This window comes from Acinetobacter sp. GD03645 (assembly GCF_029845285.1).
GTDB classification, from domain to species: domain Bacteria; phylum Pseudomonadota; class Gammaproteobacteria; order Pseudomonadales; family Moraxellaceae; genus Acinetobacter; species Acinetobacter corruptisaponis.
This window is the reverse complement of the sequence record NZ_JAOCLL010000009.1, coordinates 1-17156: the sequence shown is the minus strand read 5'-3', so window position 1 is coordinate 17156 and position 17156 is coordinate 1. Positions and strand designations below refer to the sequence as shown.

The following is a 17156-nucleotide window of genomic DNA, read 5'->3' as shown; positions in this document are numbered from 1 at the left end:
TAAAACCTTATACTGAAATTGGATACTCGGAAACGTCATCCGCAATTGTTCGAGACAGGACAACATTAAAAGAATGATGTTTCTGCGATTAACTAAACGAGTTGATGGTAAACAACGAGTTTTGCGGATGACAATGCCTTTGCTTACTTTGGGCGAAACCAAAGTAAGTCCAGCCGAAGGCTTATCCTGAAATATAATGAGAACTCGGCAAGACTCCGCCATGCATATCATTAATAGTAATTCTAAAATAGTTTAAATTAAGCTGAAATTAAACTATGACTTTGGTTTAAATTTTTATGCATATCGCCATCATTGGTGCAGGGATTAGCGGCTTAATGACTGCACTGGAGCTAGCTGAACAAGGCTGCTCAATTGATATTTTTGACCAGCACCAAGCGGGTCAGGCTGCCTCGTGGGCGGGTGGCGGTATCCTCTCCCCCATGTATCCGTGGCGATATGCACCTGAAGTCAACCACCTCGCCCAATATGGCAAATCACTGTATCAAATGTGGAATGAAAAACTACTGCCGATTACAGGGATTGATTTTCAAATCCACGATACGGGCATGCTGATTTTTGACCGAGAAGATTTCGACATAGGGTTAAATTACGCAACCCAATACCATGAGCCAATGCAGCAATGTGATCTACTCAATCGCTATCAGCTTGAACAAGTGAATCCACATATTTCAGCCCAATTCCAACAAGCCATTTATTTTCCTCAGCTCTCCAATGTGCGTAATCCACGTTTATTACAATCGCTGATTAGCTATTTAAAACAGCATCCCTCAGTTCACTTTTTTGAACATTGCCCCGTTAAAAAACTGATCATTCAAAATAAAAAAGTACAAGGCATTCAAACAGTAGATGGCAGAAATTTCTTTACTGATCATGTTGTGATTACATCAGGTGCATGGAGCCAGCACTGGGCAGAACAGCTACAACGAAAAATTCCTGTACATCCTATACAAGGCCAAATGTTGCTATTTAAAACGCCTGAAAATTGGTTGCCTACCATGTGTATGAATCGGGTGATGTACCTGATTCCACGTCAGGATGGCCATATCGTCTGTGGTTCCAGCATGGCGGATTGTGGCTTTAACACCGCAGTGGATGAGCAAACGCAGCAGGATATTTTAACGGCGTGTCTGGAAATGGTGCCTGAGCTGGAACAGTTCCCGATTGTACAACGCTGGGCTGGGTTACGTCCAAGTTCACCACATGGTATTCCGTATATTGGCGCAATGCCTGAAATAGAAAATCTGTGGGCTAATTTTGGACATTTCCGTAATGGGCTGTGTATGGGTGCGGGATCGGCACGTTTACTGCGTCAGTTAATGCTAGGACAAAAAACCCTTGTTTCGCCAATCGCCTATTCACCAGAACGCTTAAAAAAACAGGATTTAATCTCTTCCTAAAATTTCGCTCAAGGCCGATTTTAGGTCAGGATACTGAAACTGGAAACCTTGGTCCAGCAATGCCTTAGGCGCTACAAATTGACCATTTAGAATTAATTGGGATTGCTCACCCAAAGCCAGTTCAAAGACACATTTCGGCATCGGAATAAAAGGCTTACGTTTTAAAACCTGCCCTGCAACCTGAACAAATTCTTGCTGATTGGATTGCTCAGGCGCAACCAGATTATAAACCTTTTGCTTACTATTCGATCGCAGCAGAAAAACCATTGCATTGAGTACATCCTGAATATGAACCCAGACAATTGGCTGCCGTCCTGAACCAATCTTGCCTACTGCATTTAAGCGAATGGGTAACAGCATTTGCGGCAAAATCCCTCCATTTCCAAACACAACACCCAATCGAATAATCCTGGTATTTTGCTGACTAAATTTCAGTGCAGCTTGTTCCCAAGCCTGACAAAGCTCAGACATAAAAATTGTTTGAGACGGTGTGTTTTCATCACAGATGGCAATCCATTGTTCTTGTGGATCAATGCCATAATAGCCAATCGCTGAACCTGAAAGAATGCATTGTGGGAAAATCTGCTTTTGTTCTAACCATTCATACAGTCTTTGGGTCATAGAGACACGACTTTCAATGAGTTGTTGCTTACGCTCTTCCGTCCAGCGTTTTGCACCAATATTTTCCCCAGCCAGATTAATGACATAATTAATCTGTTGCGTTTGAATGTGGTCAAAATCATTGACCCAGACTAAATCGGGATGATCAGAAACTTTATTCATTTGCCGAGTGAGCGCAATGACCTTATATTGTCTTTCCAATAAAAATGGCAATAAATGGGAACCAATAAAACCACTCGCACCCGTGACCAGGACAGTCAATTTTTGCATCACACGACCTATTAAAAATGATATGTATCCCAGTCTTGGCAAAATCAGTGTGAATTACAAGTAAACTTTTTCATCCTAATTAAACATCTTGTTTGCCATTCTTTGCGCCTGTGGACCATAGAACCAGTAGGTCATTAGAAATAGTGGAATGGCAAGTATCGCCCACATCCCTAACACCGTGATAAGGAACTGTGGCTGTTTTAGGTAGAGCAGAAAATTCTGCCAGATTTCAGGGTCTTTACGCGCAAAGATAAATAAACCAAGCAATAAACCACAAATGTTATATCCCCAAAAAATCAGGGTAAATCCAAAAGTCAGGCATTTCTTTTCCTGTGCTGTTGGAGCACGGTGCTGTTGCTTTAAAAACCTGAACAGAACAAAAATAATTGCGATTAAATAAGGCACAGCGGTGAGCACACCACCAATACTATTGGGTAGAATCGCCGCCAGTACGCCAGCAACCAGGGTGGAAACCAGACAAACAATAAAAAACCAAATATAGTACAAACGCAATGAAATCATCAACATAAACCTAGCTAGAGCGGTTTCGAGAAATAATTATAATTTTTTTTCACTTTTTTTTCATTTTTATGTCAACCAATCCTCAACTAGCACCGTTATATAGGGTACAAGGTCGCAGCAACCGAATGTTCATTGCACGGCATCCGCAATATTTTTCGGTGACCTTTCATTATGACTCTCCATCTTTTGCAAAGGTTTTGTTAGCAGCCAAAACCTTGAATAAAGATTTTGACCGACGATTTATCATCACTCGAATCGTCGGTTTTTATTTGCCTGAAATTTACGGTTTCAAACTGGTGCTGACAAGGCTAATTTCTCGATTTGGACAATAATCTCTTTGAAATATACAAAACTGATGTGAATGTAAAATGACAGTGCTATACTAAAATCTCATAAAATTAAAATAGTTAAGTTTTAAAAAATGAAATGTCCAAACTGTCAAATGGAAGTGGCAAACGACAATATCAATATTCAAAGCGATATGGGAAAATGCCAAGCATGCAACCACCTGTTTCGTGTTTCAGAACATTTTGACAGGCCTGCATTTGCATTTGACCTGAACCAGCCTCCTAAAGGGGCCTGGTATAAAAACAATATGCAGGAAATTAAGCTTGGGGCAACGCTAAGAAGTCCAATCGCGTTCTTTCTTGTGCCATTTATGCTAATTTGGTCAGGCGGATCATTGGGTGGCATTTACGGTACTCAAATTGCGAAACAGCAGTTCAGCCTTTTACAAAGCCTATTTGGAATTCCATTTCTTCTTGGCACATTATTTTTTGGATTTATTACCCTGATGGTGACATTCGGTAAAGTGGAACTAAGCATTGACCGTCAAGGTGGACGTGTTTTTACAGGCATTGGAAAAATAGGAAAATCTAAATCGTTCCAATGGCATGAAGTGACCAGAATCCGTGAGAATTATGTCTCCAACTCATCCAACAAACAGCAGGGACAAGTCTTTATTGATGCGGCTCAACCTATACGTTTTGGTTTAGGGCTTTCTCAGGAACGGCATTACTATCTGTTCCACGCCCTCAAGAAAATCCAGTCACAATATAAACCTGAGCGAAGATAATTCGATTTAAAAGTATTCATCGACAATCCATAATGACATGAATTGTCGGTTTTAATTTTTATTGCCCTTTAAACTGTGGCAAACGTCTTTCCAGCATGGCACGCACTCCCTCTTGTGCATCCTGCGATGCAAACAGTGGTCTGAGGTAACTGTCCATGTTCTGGAATGTAAAAGTCTGCCCTTGTGTCACCGCATCGGTTGCCGAAGCCAACAAGGCCTGCACAGCAAGTGGTGCAGAAATACAAATTTCTTTGGCAATTTCGATGGCACGTTGCAATTGTTTGCCATTCTCAACAATCTCAGACACAAGATTCAGTTGATCAGCCGTTTTGCTATTAAAGGTCTTACCTGTTAACAAATACGGCATGGCCTTTTGCCAACCTGCGGCTTGCACAAAACGTACTGTTGCGCCTCCAAAAGGCATAATCCCGCGTAGCACTTCAAGCTGACCAAATACCGTGTTTTCACTGGCAATCACCACATCGGCATTCAGCATCAACTCCATCCCTGCGGTATAACAAATGCCTTGCACAGCCACCACCACTGGCTTGGTTCTGTGCCGACCACCAACACCCCAGGGATTAATTTGGCTTTCCTCAAAATTAAAAATGCCCTGTGGAATTTTGGGTTGTAATTCCACCAAGTCCAGACCTGCCGTGAAATGGTCGCCATGTGCAAAAATCACGGCACAACGTAATTCAGGATTGTTCTCATATTCGGTTAAAGCCAGCGATAAATCCTCAATCATATGACTATCAAAGGCATTTCGTTTTGCGACCCGATCCAAACCAATTAACATAATATGATCAATAATTTCGCGGCTTACTTTTCCTGAACTCATTTTTGTATTTCCTCGTTTTTTAATAATAACTTCGACTCTAAATTAGAGGATAGCTTAAAAATGATCAAGCTGAGCCTTGTACTACTTTTTGTACGCTAGAAGACACTCCTTTGCATTCAAATACGTGCTACCTTATTCCCATACAAAAATAGGGATTTTTGATTTCATGACCGTGCGTTTTTTTCATACGTCTGACTGGCATCTGGGGCAATTTTTTTATAACCACTCCCGCCATTATGAACATGAACAATTTCTGACATGGTTACTGCAACAGATCAAAATAAAACAGCCCCATGCCTTGCTGATTGCGGGCGATATTTTTGATGTGATCAATCCCAGTTCACAGGCACAAAAACAACTGTATCAATTCCTTGCCGATGCTCATGAACGCGCACCGCACATGCAAACCCTGATGATTGCAGGTAACCACGATTCTGGTTATCGCATCGAACAGGTTGAGCCATTATTGGAAAAATATAATGCCAAAACAGTCGGGGTAATTCGCCCGAATAAAGAAAATAATTTAGATTTAGATCGTTTAATTTTGCCAATCTACGATGAACAAAAACAGATTGTGGCATGGTGTATTGCCCTGCCTTTTCTGCGTTCTGCGGAGATTACAGGCTTTAATGAACACACCACCAACAGCCACAATGCCATTGCCTATTTACATCAGCAACTCATTGCCGAGGCCAAACGGCGCAAAACCGATGGGCAAGCTTTAATTCTGATGTCACATGCCTATATGCAAGGGGGGGAAACTTCGGATTCAGAACGGCCCATTATTATTGGCAATGAAGAGGCACTTTCGACCAGCCTGTTTGATGACAGCATTGATTATGTGGCGCTGGGACATCTACATAAACCGCAGAAAGTTGGGCAAGATCATATTCGGTATAGCGGTTCTCCAATTCCCCTCTCCTTTAGTGAGATCAACTATAAGCACCAAGTGGTTGAAGTCACTATTGACCCATCAACACAGGAAAATTGCTGTGGCTTTGAAGCCATTGAAATTCCCCGTTGCATTCAACTGCATAAAATCAAGGGTGAGCTCAATGAAGTCATGCAATGTTTACGGCAGCTACCACAGGGTGCAATTGAAAATATCGACCATCGTGAATATGTCGATATCGAATATCATACCGCGATTCCCCCGCAGCCGAATTTGCGCCAACAATTCGAAGATGCCTTGCCGAAGGATCGCTACCGTCTGGTGCGTATTTCCAGACAATATTTATCGAATGAAAGTAATGCTGAAAACAAGCAGAGCATTAGCCTGGAGCCACCCACACCAGAAAAATTATTTCAGCAAATCTGGGAGAAAAAGGGTTATCACGCAGACGATGAAGTCACCAAAGATTTTTTAAGTCTGGTGAATGAAGCTCAGAAAAAACTTGAAGATGATCAAAGTTCCTAAGGACATGCCATGAAAATTTTATCGATTCGACTAAAAAATCTGGCATCTCTTGCAGGTGAACACTTTATTGATTTTGAGTGCGATCCTTTAGCCAATCCAGGCTTGATCGCGATTGTCGGAAAAACAGGTGCAGGTAAATCTACCATTTTAGATGCCATGTGTCTGGCACTCTTTAATAAAATTCCCCGCCTCAAAGAAAGTGATGGTAAGCTTCTGGACGTGGACGGTTCTGAACTGCTGACCAACTCTCCCCTCACCGTTTTACGTCGCGGTACAGGACATGGCTTTGCTGAACTGTGTTTTGTGGCACAAGACCAAAAACATTATCAGGCCCGTTGGGAAATTAAGCGTGCCCGTGAAAATGCCAGTGGTAAATTGCAAAGCGTGCAGCGCTCGCTCAAATGCCTCACCGATGGCGTGGTGGTTGCAGATAAAACCAAAGCCGTCGAAAGCCATATCCAGCAAATTACCCAGCTCAGTTTTGAACAATTCACCCGTGCCGTTTTACTGGCACAATCGGAAGTTACCGCTTTTTTAAAGGCGCGTGATACTGAACGAGGCGAATTGCTGGAATACCTGACCAACTCCAGTATCTTTGCCAAAATTGGTCAACTGGCTTTTGAAAAAACCCGTGAAATGACCAACCAGCGCAAACAACTGGAAAATGTTTTAGGTCATATCGAAATCCGTTCCGATGAGGAAGTTGCTGCCTTACAAACTCAATTTCAACAGACACAACAACAGGTCCAACAGCTTGAAACCGAGCGAACACAACTCAAGCAACAACAGCAATGGTTTGAGCAACAACAAAAGCTTGAAAGTGAAATTATCTTCAAACAACAGCAGCATGAAAAGCAGCTCAATGCCCATACGGCCCTCGCAACAGATCGTCAATTGCTTGAACAATTGGAAATCTTTTCCGAGATTCGTCCTGTTGTGTTTCAACAGCAGCAAATCCAAAAAACACTGCAACAACTTGAGCCACAGCTTCAACAAAAACAGCAACATTTTAGTCGCTTAACCACAGAGTTCGAGCAGGAAAAAGTCCGCTATACGCAAGCAGAAACGGCGCTGCAACAGTTCCAGAATTTTGAGCTGCAACATCAAGATGAGTTGAGTCAGGTTCGTAAATACGTTCAGGAACGTGACTATATTGCCGAAGATTATAAAAAAACCAAAAGCAGACTGACGCACATCGAAACCCAGCAACAACCTTTGCTACAACAGCAACAACAGCTTGAGCAGAACCTACAAAATATCAGTACACAACAGACATCCTGCCTTGAGCAATTACAGCAAAATGCCCACTTTTCAGCTTTAGATAAGGGACTGTATGCCCATGTGCAGCAACTAGAGCAGTTTATTCAACACTATCAAAAAGTTGAAAATACGCTGGGGAATATTCAACAGGCTCAAAGCAAACTTGAGCAAGATAAAAGCCAACTTGAGCAATTAATCACGCAGTTTGGTACAACGCAGCAGATTGATAGCACCCTTGAGCAGAAACAGGCACAGAAAGAGCAAGTGTTGACTCAGCTGAATCAACTGGATGTGATTCAACAAAAACTACAACATCATTTTCAATTAAAAAAAGAAGTGGCAGAGCTGCAACACACACTAAATACGATAGAAGTCCAGTATCAACAGCTTGAGCAAAATACTCAAAAAGCAGAAAGTGAATTTCAGGCAGCAAAAACCGAGCGGGAACAATTGCAGCACATCCTGCAACAGCAACGCTTACTCCATGCAGAGAATATTGAACATTTACGTGCTGAACTGAAACAAGGTGAAGCGTGTCTGGTCTGTGGCAGTACTGAACATCCCTATCGTGAGGATGAAAGTCCAGTTTCGAAAGCCCTATATGCATTACAGCAACAGCAGGAACAACAGGCGCTACAACAAGAGCAACAGTGCTTCCAGCTTTGGCAGAATACACAGCAACAATTTACCCAACTTCAATCTGAGCAAAAACAGCGCCAAACAGTCTTGCAACAAACTCAGGAAAAATTACACGCTCAACAACAAGAGTTACAGCAATATTTGACTCAAAGTCATATTCAACTCGATTTCAATTTAGCTCAACACGAGCTTGAGACAGTATTACATCACTTAAGCGCTCAATCTACACAAGCGAAACAACAGATTGAGCAGGAATTACAACAGCTCAGCCATGCCAGCAAACAGCAGCTTCATTTAAACCAGACCCTCCAGAATACGGCCTATCAACTGGAAACCATACAGCAGTTACAACGACAGATTCAGCATATTGTTGACTGTCTGGATTCACATGAGAAAACACTTTGGCTGGAACAACCACTTAACCAAACACAACAGATTGTGCAACGTTTAAAACAACGCCTGCAACAGCTTGAGCATGCGGACGGACTCAGCAAACAACAACAGTACAGCTCACAACAGCTTAATTTATTAATATCAAATCTGAATAGTTTAAGCACACAACATACTGAACTGAATCAACAATTGCAGGAAATTGCGAAAAAGGGTCAACAAAATAGTGAGGCTGCCAATCAACTCATTCTGGCAATGGCTGGTTCAACTGAATTGAAAGCCAATGAATGGTTGCATCAACATGATCAACAACGTCAGCAAGTGCAGCATCAATATCAGCAGGTGAAACAGAATTTCGAACAGGCACGACAAAACTTTGAGCAACAAAAAAATGAACTAGAGCAACTCAAAGCACAGCACCAGCACAATCAACATGCATTCACGCAATGCACAACACAAATCAGTGCATGGTTGACGCAGCACGTGCATTTTGAAGAACAGCAACTCAGTCAATTGCTAGCCATTTCTTCCACACAGGAACAGCAAATCCGCTTAACGCTACAAAATGCGGATCGTGTCTTGAGTGAGGCCGCCTATGCGCTTAAAACCGCGCAACAGCTATTCAATGAACACCAGCAACAGCAACCTGAGATTCAACATGAACAACTGACCGAACTGATTCATTCAAATCAGGACAAACTGCAACAGCAACTTGAACAACGCGATCAATATAAAGTTCAACTCGAATTACATCAACAAAATCTTGCCAAGCAAAAACAGTTTGCCGATCAAATTCAACAGGTGCAACAGCAGGAACATCGCTGGAACAAGATTTCGAGCTTGATTGGCGATTCTAAAGGCAAAGATTTCCGTGATTTGGCACAACAATATAATCTGGATATTTTGCTGGAATATGCCAATCAGCAATTGGCAATGCTGTCACAGCGTTACACATTAAAGCGCCTGGAAAACTCGCTCAGTCTGGCAATTATTGACCATGATATGGATGGCGAAACCCGTTCAGTTGCTTCTCTTTCTGGTGGAGAATCCTTCCTCACTGCCCTTGCGATTTCACTGGCGATTGCCAATATGGCTTCGGGTTCCATGAAAATCGAATCACTGTTTATTGATGAGGGTTTTGGCACGCTGGATGCATCTTCATTGCACATGGTGATGAATGCCTTGGATCAGCTACAAAGCCAGGGTCGTAAAGTGATTTTAATTTCACATATTCAGGAAATGCATGAACGAATTCCTGTACAGATTCAGGTCCAGCCTGTCGGGTCAGGTTCAAGTCGGATTGAAGTGGTGGGTTAATAATAGCCCAACGCTTGATTTAAAAACTCGCAAATCCAACTTGGCATTTTGTTTGCTTAGCTTAACCTGTTACGATTCGCTCATTACTTTAGAATTTAACTATGTCAAAATTCCATATTGATTGCCTACTTGAATATTCAGTCTCTCAAGCCACTGAGTTTATTTTCCAAGTCGAAGCAGCCCAACATGAATGGCAACATACGCTTGCAGAGCATGTTTCCATTACACCAGCTCAATTGAACATACAACATTTTGAACGGGATCAGTCTTCCAACCGATTAATACGCATTTCAGCAGCAGAAAACAGTCGGGTGCGCCTACATTATACCGCCCATGTTGAAACCAACATTCCTCAACGTCCTCTTGATGCGGTTGAAAATACTATTGCTCAACTTCCTGCTGAAAGCTTATTTTATCTTGCACCCAGCCGTTTTTGTGAATCTGATCTTTTGGTCAATATGGCTATCCGTACCTTTGGCAATTCCCCTACAGGCTATCAACGGGTACAGGCCATTTGTGACTGGATTTATAACAATATTAACTATGAATCTGGATCGTCCAACAACACAACCTCTGCAAAAGATATTCTCATCAATCGGGCTGGAGTCTGTCGTGACTTTGCCCATTTAGGTATTGCCATTTGCCGCGCCTTGAATATTCCAGCCCGTTTCGTGTTTGGCTATATGCCTTTTTACAAGGCACTACCTGATTTCCATGCCATTTTTGAAGTTTATCTGGGTCAACAATGGATACTGTTTGATGCAACAAATATGGGAGCGATTGATGAGTTTGTAAGGGTTGGTACAGGTCTGGATGCTAAAGATGTACCCTTTGCCTCTTTATTTGGAACAGCCGAACTGATCAAAATCAAACCCCAAATTACCAAGCTCTAATGATGATAGTCCCGTGCACCAAACAGCGCTGTCCCGACTCTGACCATGGTTGAACCTGCTGCAATGGCCGCGTCCAGATCACCTGACATCCCCATACTCAAGGTATCCCAATCTTGAGGCCGTGCATGTTGTGACCTAACCTGCTCAAACAAGGTTTTTGCATCAGCAAATGCGGCACTATTTTCTGGTGCTGGAATCACCATCAGCCCACGCAAACGTATGTTTGGAAGCTGACTGATCTGTTGAACCAATTCAGCAACCTCATTAGGCTGGCAGCCATCCTTGCTGTCTTGCCAATCAATATTTACCTGAATACAGATATTTAAAGGCTCTTGCGTTTCCAGACGTTGACTGGATAAACGTTCAGCAATAATCAGGCGATCCACCCCATGCACCCAATCAAACTTTTCCGCCAAATGTTTGGTTTTATTGCGCTGTACATGACCAATAAAATGCCATTCGATCTCTAAATCCTGTAGCTCATCAATTTTTGTCAACGCTTCCTGCAAATAGTTTTCCCCAAAGCTACGCTGTCCAGCCTGATACATATCCCGCAGGCTTTGGCTGGGATGGGTCTTTGAAACAGCCAGCAACTGCACTGATGCAGGATCACGCTGAACACGCTCACACGCCAGTTGAATCTGATCTAATACGGATTGGCGGGATTGTTGCGATTGATTCATTGACACAGTTCTCACTTGTAAAATCTTTTTTTACATTGATAGGACTCAGGGTGTTGGTAAGCCTGAATGAAAGCCGTATATTATTCTACAAAATAATGAGACATTTTGGTTTGTTTCGGGGAAATTATGGATATTACAGAACTACTCGCCTTTTCAGTCAAAAACGGTGCTTCGGATTTACACCTTTCAGCGGGTATGCCTCCTATGATTCGTGTGGATGGTGAAGTTCGCCGAATCAACTTGCCAGCACTTGAGCATAAAGATGTACACCGTCTGGTGTATGACATCATGAACGATAAACAACGTCGTGACTATGAAGAAAAGCTGGAAACAGACTTTTCATTTGAAGTTCCAAACATTGCCCGTTTCCGTGTGAACGCGTTTAACCAGAACCGCGGTGCGGGTGCGGTGTTCCGTACCATTCCATCAAAGGTTTTGACCATGGAAGACCTTGGCCTTGGTTCAATCTTCAAGGAAATCTGTGATTATCCACGCGGGATTGTACTGGTAACAGGACCGACAGGTTCTGGTAAGTCAACCACACTTGCCGCGATGATCGACTATATCAACGAAAACCGTTATGACCACATTTTAACGGTTGAAGACCCAATCGAATTTGTACACCAGTCTAAAAAATGCCTGATCAACCAGCGTGAAGTGCACCGTGATACACATGGCTTCAATGAAGCACTGCGTTCAGCACTGCGTGAAGACCCTGACATTATTCTGGTCGGTGAGATGCGTGACCTCGAAACTATCCGCTTGGCATTGACTGCTGCGGAAACAGGTCACTTGGTATTTGGTACGTTACACACCACCTCAGCAGCAAAAACCATTGACCGTGTGATTGACGTATTCCCTGCTGAAGAAAAAGACATGGTGCGTGCCATGCTTTCAGAATCACTGCAAGCCGTGATTTCCCAAACCCTCTTGAAAAAGAATGGTGGCGGTCGTGTTGCAGCACACGAGATCATGATCGGTATTCCAGCGATTCGTAACCTTGTCCGTGAGAACAAGGTTGCCCAAATGTATTCTGCGATTCAGACAGGTGCAAACTATGGTATGACCACACTGGATCAAAGTCTGAAAACACTGGTATCCAAGGGAATCATCAATACTCAAACTGCTCGTACCGCAGCAAAACAGCCAGAATCATTCCTATAAAAATAAATGAATTAGAGAAATAACATGGATTTTAATGATTTACTTAATCTGATGATTCAACAAAATGCATCGGACCTGTTTGTCACCGCAGATGTTGAACCGTCGATGAAAATTAACGGGCAAATTGTGCCTGTTGCCAAAACCAAGTTATCGGGTGAAATTGTCGGTCAACTGATCAACTCAGTGATGACTGACAAGCAACGTAAAGAATTTGCCGATACACGTGAATGTAACTTTGCCATCACCAACCGTGAAAAAACAGCACGCTTCCGTGTCAGCGCATTTCAGCAACGTGATATGCCTGGGATGATCCTGCGTAAAATTGAAACGCATATTCCAAGCATGGAAGACCTGAAACTACCAGAAGTGCTCAAAGAACTTGCCATGACCAAGCGTGGTATCATTATTTTTGTCGGCGCAACAGGTACAGGTAAATCCACCTCTCTGGCCTCCATGATTAGCTATCGCAACCACAATTCAAAAGGCCATATCATTACCATCGAGGACCCAATTGAATTTGTACACCAACATGCGGGCTGCATTATCACCCAGCGCGAAGTGGGTATTGATACTGACTCATTTGAAATCGCATTGAAGAATACCTTACGTCAGGCACCTGATGTCATCCTGATTGGTGAGATTCGTTCCCGTGAAACCATGGACTATGCCATTGCCTTTGCGGAAACAGGTCACTTGGTATTAGCCACCCTACATGCCAACAACGCCAACCAGGCACTGGACCGTATCATTCACTTCTTTGAGGCAGATCGCCATAGCCAGCTTTATATGGACTTGTCGCTGAATATGAGAGCAATGGTCGCACAACAACTTATTCCAACCCCTGACGGTAATTCACGCCGTGCTGCCATTGAAATTTTGATCAATACACCATTATTGGCAGATTATATTCGTAAGGGCGAAATTCATGAGATTAAAGATGTCATGAAGCGTTCACGCGAACTCGGTATGCAGACCTTTGACCAAGCCTTATTTGACCTTTATAAGGCAGGTGAAATCACCTACAAAGATGCACTTAAACATGCAGACTCGCCAAACGATTTACGTCTCACCATCAAACTTTCAGAAGAAGGTGCAGACCAATTACTCAGTGCCAGCAAAAATATTACCTTTGATGGTCAATAAGCGATTTTTTAATTCATTAAAAAAGAGAAAGTTGTGAACAACTTTCTCTTTTTTATTTGTTTGCTTTTGGTTAGCTGAAAAAACTTTACAAGCTTGAACACTTATTTCTTACGAAAAGCTTCCTGACATTCAGCATCACTACAATAACCATACAAATTCAGCGAATGTCCAGTTAAGGCAAAACCATGCTGATCTGCAACTGAATGTTGTTCTTTTTCAATCACATCATTCGTAAATTCAACGACTTTGTTGCAGTTCAAGCATACCAGGTGGTCGTGGTGATCTTCCTGCATAATTTCAAAAACAGAGTGGTTGTTTTCAAAATGGTGACGCTGAATGATTCCAGCAGCCTCAAATTGTGTTAACACACGGTAAACCGTTGCCAGACCAACGTCTTCACCTTGCTCTAGCAGTGTTTTATAAATATCTTCCGCACTTAAATGGTGTTGCTTTGAATTTTCTAATAATTCCAAAATCTTAATACGAGGAAGGGTGACTTTAAGTCCAGCTTTACGTAAGTCTTGGTTGGAAATAGGCATGAAAAAAGGTCTCTCAACAAATCTTAAGTTGGAATAGGCAATAGAGTTTAGATGCAGTATGATCTATCCTTGAATCAAATGCATCATCATTTATCAGGATAGTGTAGCAAAATGCAAAAAATCATGCTGGCGTTGTTCGTCACTTCAGTACTTAGCGGTTGTTCAGTCTTTGGTGTTTATAAAGTTGATATTCCACAGGGAACACCCTTAACCAAAGCACAGGCATCTCAAGTACAGGTCGGCATGAGCTTTCAGCAAGTCCGTTTCTTGCTGGGTAGTCCAACTGTGACAGATCCTTTAAATCCACAGCGCTGGGACTACATTTACAACTATATACCAGGTACCTATGCAAAAAAAGCAAAAATACCAGCAGCTCATGGCCAACATTTAAAAGTTTACTTTGACGAAAATGGTAATGTACAACGTATTGAGGGCCTGGATACCATCCCTGAATCACAGCCTGGTTTACCAGCATCAAAAGAAGCCATCTTGACTGCGCCCCCACTATAACCGCTTTCCCATAAAATAAAACCCCTCATCGAAGCATTCGTGAGGGGTTTTATTTATGACTGTGATGGCCTAAAGCGATTACCCTTTACAAATCGACCAACTGGATTCTTTGCAGCTCGCTTACGTCGAATATCTTTGGGATTAATGGTTAAAGCCCGATAGACCTCAACACGGTCCCCCGCCTGCAATATTGTTTCAGCCTCAATTCTTGAACCAAAAACGCCCAACTGCAAAGGTTCAGGTAAACAGACCTGATCAGCTAAGCCGCTGTTCTGGATTGCCTGCAATGCAGTCATGCCTTCAATAAAGGCAACGGCGATATGAAATTGCTGCTCAGGGCTGGCAAAGGCAACCCAGACTTGCTTGCCCTGTTCCATTATAGACTTTGTCCAATAACGGCCACCATCGCAACAATAATGGAAAGTGGCAACACCAGACGTACGGCAATACGCCACAGGTTATAAAACAGTTCATTGCTAAAATTCATGGCTTTACGCAAATGGCTAATCTTCATGATCCAGCCTGCAAAAATGGCATAGATCAGGCAAATCACCAGTCCCCATAACATCAGTAAAACATTAAAGATTTGCTCAACCTGAGGTATGATCCAAACTGCAATGGCAGCAACAATAATCACCCACTGCACAATGACCGCAAGTTGACGTTGTGCCAACTGTTCTTTCGCCAGTTGAATCAATAACGCGGCTGACATGATTGCAGCAAATACCCAAACTAGAGCTGAAAGCTGGGCCTGAATTGAAAAGAATCCAAAAGCAATCACGGCAAATAACTGGGCTATCCAGATCGGTAATGTTGCTGAAGTTGCATTTTCCTGCTTTTTAATTGTAGATAGGCTGCTCTGCCAATAGAGCCCCAAACCTAAACCACTGGCCACCAGGGCCAAAACGGTTGCATTGCCCCATTCTCTAAACTCGACTCCCGTCCAGTGCCATGCCTGTAACTGGGTTCCCATGACATTGGCAAGGATAAATGCGGCAATCACACCAATTGCTGTCAGTGCAATTAAGAATAAACGTGGAATAAAGGACAGGCCAACAGCAATGATTGCCAAAACCGCAAAAATAATTTGGCTGGACACATCTGCTGCAAGTTGCAGAGCGACCACATGCGTTGCTGTGGTTAAAACACTCCCTGTAAAAAAGGGAACAAAAATCACAGCCAACCAGCCAACCAGACGCCATCTAGGTGAGGCATCCGCATCACGTGTTAAGCTGGAAAGTGCCTGTAATGCTGTGGTCTGTGAACGCTTTGCTAAAGCAATTTCAAGATAGCCAATGGGTAATGCCAACACAAACATAGTACCCAACCACAACAGCCAGAAGTCAAATTGACGATCAATCTGGATACCAACGGTAGGGGCCAATGTTGTGATCATGACAAAAGATAAGCAAAATGCCATCACTGGAGCCAGCCAGCGTGACAGAGCGGTGTCCTGCATAATGCATTCCTTGAAAAATCCTTGAACTCATTGCACTTCTTTATGGAGCTTACAATGAAATATTCAATCTATTTTGCCTTTCTCAAGCTTGAAAATCAAAACAAAAGATGCCGAAAGAAAAAAGCAAATCACCCATTCAGATGATTTGCTGCGCATCATTTATTATTTTACTCGTTCGATCCCTTATTTATCATGCCTATTCATCTTATTATTTCTTATCATAAGGGATCTTTTTTTATTGTCTTATTATTATGAGAAGAAACGGGAGAACCAGTTTTTCCCCTTTTTCTTTTCATTTTCCCTAATGATACCCATCATATTTTCTTTGACTGCACCCACATAATCCGCATCATCATGGCGAATATGGTTAATCAGCCATTTTGAAAGGACTTCATGCAGTTCCTGGTCAATGTCATGCCCCAACTCAAAACGCTCTCGATAGGACTCTATTTTCTTGATAAATAAGTCATGTACACGTTTGTGTGGTATACGGTATTTATAGTTTGCCTCTTCCTGCAAGCTTTCCTCAAAGATAAAATGTGACTGGGTATAATCAATAATATTATCCAGAATCCCTTTCATCTTTACCCGATCACTGGCATATTTTAAATCAGCAATTTCATTAATATAATCCAGAATACGACGATGCTGATCATCAATGACGTCTATTCCAGTATTATATTCGACAGACCACTTCATCCCCACACCCCACCTGAAAACCAACGTTATTTAGTGAATAAAAACATCATATCGACAAATTTTTTAAATAAAAACACAGCATTTTTGTCAGATTTTAAACATTTTCACTCAAAAAGAATTAACCTATTGTTTTCTATTTAATTTAATATTATTACCGATCAAAACACTCAAGTATTTTTTAACCAACAAGAAAATTAACTACATTATTTTATTGAAATAAAAACAATTTTTTATTATTTTAAATTATACTTTAGTAACCCGAATCTTGTTTAAGCCGATATTTCCATAATACGAAT

At 42.1% G+C, this 17156-nt stretch carries 16 protein-coding genes; 8 read left to right on the top strand and 8 right to left on the bottom strand.

All coding sequences use genetic code 11. The annotated features are described in order from the left end of the window. Positions 1 to 296: 296 nt before the first annotated feature. Positions 297 to 1418: a glycine oxidase ThiO gene (thiO, locus tag N5J47_RS08780; protein ID WP_279959591.1), complete on the top strand. Its 1122-nt coding sequence runs from the start codon at positions 297 to 299 to the stop codon at positions 1416 to 1418. On the opposite strand, the gene N5J47_RS08775 is transcribed toward thiO, so the two are convergent. Together N5J47_RS08775 and N5J47_RS08770 are read right to left on the bottom strand one after the other, a co-directional pair. Continuing rightward, on the bottom strand, positions 1404 to 2309 hold the full coding sequence (locus N5J47_RS08775) for a TIGR01777 family oxidoreductase (protein ID WP_279959590.1): 906 nt from the start codon (positions 2307 to 2309) through the stop codon (positions 1404 to 1406). The genes thiO and N5J47_RS08775 overlap by 15 nt on opposite strands. Before the next feature lie 75 nt (positions 2310 to 2384). Further along, the gene (locus tag N5J47_RS08770; RefSeq protein WP_279959589.1) at positions 2385 to 2831 is read right to left on the bottom strand and encodes an ABZJ_00895 family protein; all 447 of its coding nucleotides are present in this window, start codon (positions 2829 to 2831) and stop codon (positions 2385 to 2387) included. 421 nt (positions 2832 to 3252) lie between these two features. Here N5J47_RS08770 and N5J47_RS08765 point away from each other — a divergent pair, with 421 nt between their 5' ends. Beyond that, entirely contained in the window at positions 3253 to 3906 is a 654-nt protein-coding gene (locus N5J47_RS08765; protein WP_279959588.1) for a hypothetical protein, read from the top strand. A gap of 58 nt (positions 3907 to 3964) precedes the next feature. On the opposite strand, the gene N5J47_RS08760 is transcribed toward N5J47_RS08765, so the two are convergent. Next, positions 3965 to 4747, bottom strand: a complete 783-nt coding sequence (locus N5J47_RS08760) for a crotonase/enoyl-CoA hydratase family protein (protein WP_279959587.1) — start codon at positions 4745 to 4747, stop codon at positions 3965 to 3967. Between the two features lie 154 nt (positions 4748 to 4901). On the opposite strand from N5J47_RS08760, the gene N5J47_RS08755 reads away from it, so the two are divergent. The 3 genes from N5J47_RS08755 (at position 4902) to N5J47_RS08745 (ending at position 10663) form a co-directional block, all read left to right on the top strand. Continuing rightward, complete coding sequence (locus N5J47_RS08755) at positions 4902 to 6164, top strand: exonuclease SbcCD subunit D (protein ID WP_279959698.1); 1263 nt, start codon at positions 4902 to 4904, stop codon at positions 6162 to 6164. A gap of 9 nt (positions 6165 to 6173) precedes the next feature. Next, a complete protein-coding gene (locus N5J47_RS08750) occupies positions 6174 to 9770 on the top strand; it encodes an AAA family ATPase (protein WP_279959586.1) in 3597 nt (1198 codons plus the stop codon). A 101-nt stretch (positions 9771 to 9871) separates the two neighbouring features. Then, the gene (locus tag N5J47_RS08745; RefSeq protein ID WP_279959585.1) at positions 9872 to 10663 is read left to right on the top strand and encodes a transglutaminase family protein; all 792 of its coding nucleotides are present in this window, start codon (positions 9872 to 9874) and stop codon (positions 10661 to 10663) included. Here N5J47_RS08745 and N5J47_RS08740 read toward each other — a convergent pair. Beyond that, complete coding sequence (locus tag N5J47_RS08740; protein ID WP_279959584.1) at positions 10660 to 11346, bottom strand: YggS family pyridoxal phosphate-dependent enzyme; 687 nt, start codon at positions 11344 to 11346, stop codon at positions 10660 to 10662. The two genes, N5J47_RS08745 and N5J47_RS08740, sit on opposite strands and share 4 nt — an antisense overlap. A gap of 126 nt (positions 11347 to 11472) precedes the next feature. Here N5J47_RS08740 and N5J47_RS08735 point away from each other — a divergent pair, with 126 nt between their 5' ends. Next, on the top strand, positions 11473 to 12510 hold the full coding sequence (locus N5J47_RS08735; protein ID WP_267980244.1) for a type IV pilus twitching motility protein PilT: 1038 nt from the start codon (positions 11473 to 11475) through the stop codon (positions 12508 to 12510). Between the two features lie 24 nt (positions 12511 to 12534). After that, positions 12535 to 13653, top strand: a complete 1119-nt coding sequence (locus tag N5J47_RS08730; protein ID WP_279959583.1) for a PilT/PilU family type 4a pilus ATPase — start codon at positions 12535 to 12537, stop codon at positions 13651 to 13653. Positions 13654 to 13754: 101 nt separating this feature from the next. Here N5J47_RS08730 and fur read toward each other — a convergent pair whose 3' ends face one another. Then, a complete protein-coding gene (fur, locus tag N5J47_RS08725; protein ID WP_004682786.1) occupies positions 13755 to 14192 on the bottom strand; it encodes a ferric iron uptake transcriptional regulator in 438 nt (145 codons plus the stop codon). A gap of 111 nt (positions 14193 to 14303) precedes the next feature. Between fur and bamE the strand changes: the two genes are divergently transcribed. Then, the gene (bamE, locus tag N5J47_RS08720) at positions 14304 to 14702 is read left to right on the top strand and encodes an outer membrane protein assembly factor BamE (RefSeq protein ID WP_004676608.1); all 399 of its coding nucleotides are present in this window, start codon (positions 14304 to 14306) and stop codon (positions 14700 to 14702) included. Positions 14703 to 14755: 53 nt separating this feature from the next. Here the strand turns inward: bamE and N5J47_RS08715 are convergent, their stop codons facing one another. From N5J47_RS08715 to N5J47_RS08705, 3 genes are all read right to left on the bottom strand, one after another. Then, positions 14756 to 15079: an RnfH family protein gene (locus N5J47_RS08715; protein ID WP_279959582.1), complete on the bottom strand. Its 324-nt coding sequence runs from the start codon at positions 15077 to 15079 to the stop codon at positions 14756 to 14758. After that, a complete protein-coding gene (locus N5J47_RS08710; protein ID WP_279959581.1) occupies positions 15079 to 16161 on the bottom strand; it encodes a hypothetical protein in 1083 nt (360 codons plus the stop codon). The genes N5J47_RS08715 and N5J47_RS08710 overlap by 1 nt, the downstream gene beginning before the upstream one ends. Before the next feature lie 249 nt (positions 16162 to 16410). Further along, positions 16411 to 16866 carry a bacteriohemerythrin gene (locus N5J47_RS08705; RefSeq protein WP_267980240.1) on the bottom strand — a complete coding sequence of 152 codons (456 nt, stop codon included), beginning with the start codon at positions 16864 to 16866 and terminating at the stop codon, positions 16411 to 16413. Positions 16867 to 17156 lie beyond the last annotated feature (290 nt).

Excerpts from the sequence above, each read along its gene's own strand:
- N5J47_RS08745 (WP_279959585.1), top strand. The coding sequence starts at position 9,872 with ATGTCAAAATTCCATATTGATTGCCTACTTGAATATTCAGTCTCTCAA.
- N5J47_RS08710 (WP_279959581.1), bottom strand. The coding sequence starts at position 16,161 with ATGCAGGACACCGCTCTGTCACGCTGGCTGGCTCCAGTGATGGCATTT.
- N5J47_RS08750 (WP_279959586.1), top strand. The coding sequence starts at position 6,174 with ATGAAAATTTTATCGATTCGACTAAAAAATCTGGCATCTCTTGCAGGT.
- fur (WP_004682786.1), bottom strand. The coding sequence starts at position 14,192 with ATGCCTATTTCCAACCAAGACTTACGTAAAGCTGGACTTAAAGTCACC.
- N5J47_RS08715 (WP_279959582.1), bottom strand. The coding sequence starts at position 15,079 with ATGGAACAGGGCAAGCAAGTCTGGGTTGCCTTTGCCAGCCCTGAGCAG.
- N5J47_RS08775 (WP_279959590.1), bottom strand. The coding sequence starts at position 2,309 with ATGCAAAAATTGACTGTCCTGGTCACGGGTGCGAGTGGTTTTATTGGT.
- N5J47_RS08765 (WP_279959588.1), top strand. The coding sequence starts at position 3,253 with ATGAAATGTCCAAACTGTCAAATGGAAGTGGCAAACGACAATATCAAT.
- thiO (WP_279959591.1), top strand. The coding sequence starts at position 297 with ATGCATATCGCCATCATTGGTGCAGGGATTAGCGGCTTAATGACTGCA.
- bamE (WP_004676608.1), top strand. The coding sequence starts at position 14,304 with ATGCAAAAAATCATGCTGGCGTTGTTCGTCACTTCAGTACTTAGCGGT.
- N5J47_RS08735 (WP_267980244.1), top strand. The coding sequence starts at position 11,473 with ATGGATATTACAGAACTACTCGCCTTTTCAGTCAAAAACGGTGCTTCG.
- N5J47_RS08730 (WP_279959583.1), top strand. The coding sequence starts at position 12,535 with ATGGATTTTAATGATTTACTTAATCTGATGATTCAACAAAATGCATCG.
- N5J47_RS08760 (WP_279959587.1), bottom strand. The coding sequence starts at position 4,747 with ATGAGTTCAGGAAAAGTAAGCCGCGAAATTATTGATCATATTATGTTA.
- N5J47_RS08740 (WP_279959584.1), bottom strand. The coding sequence starts at position 11,346 with ATGAATCAATCGCAACAATCCCGCCAATCCGTATTAGATCAGATTCAA.
- N5J47_RS08770 (WP_279959589.1), bottom strand. The coding sequence starts at position 2,831 with ATGATTTCATTGCGTTTGTACTATATTTGGTTTTTTATTGTTTGTCTG.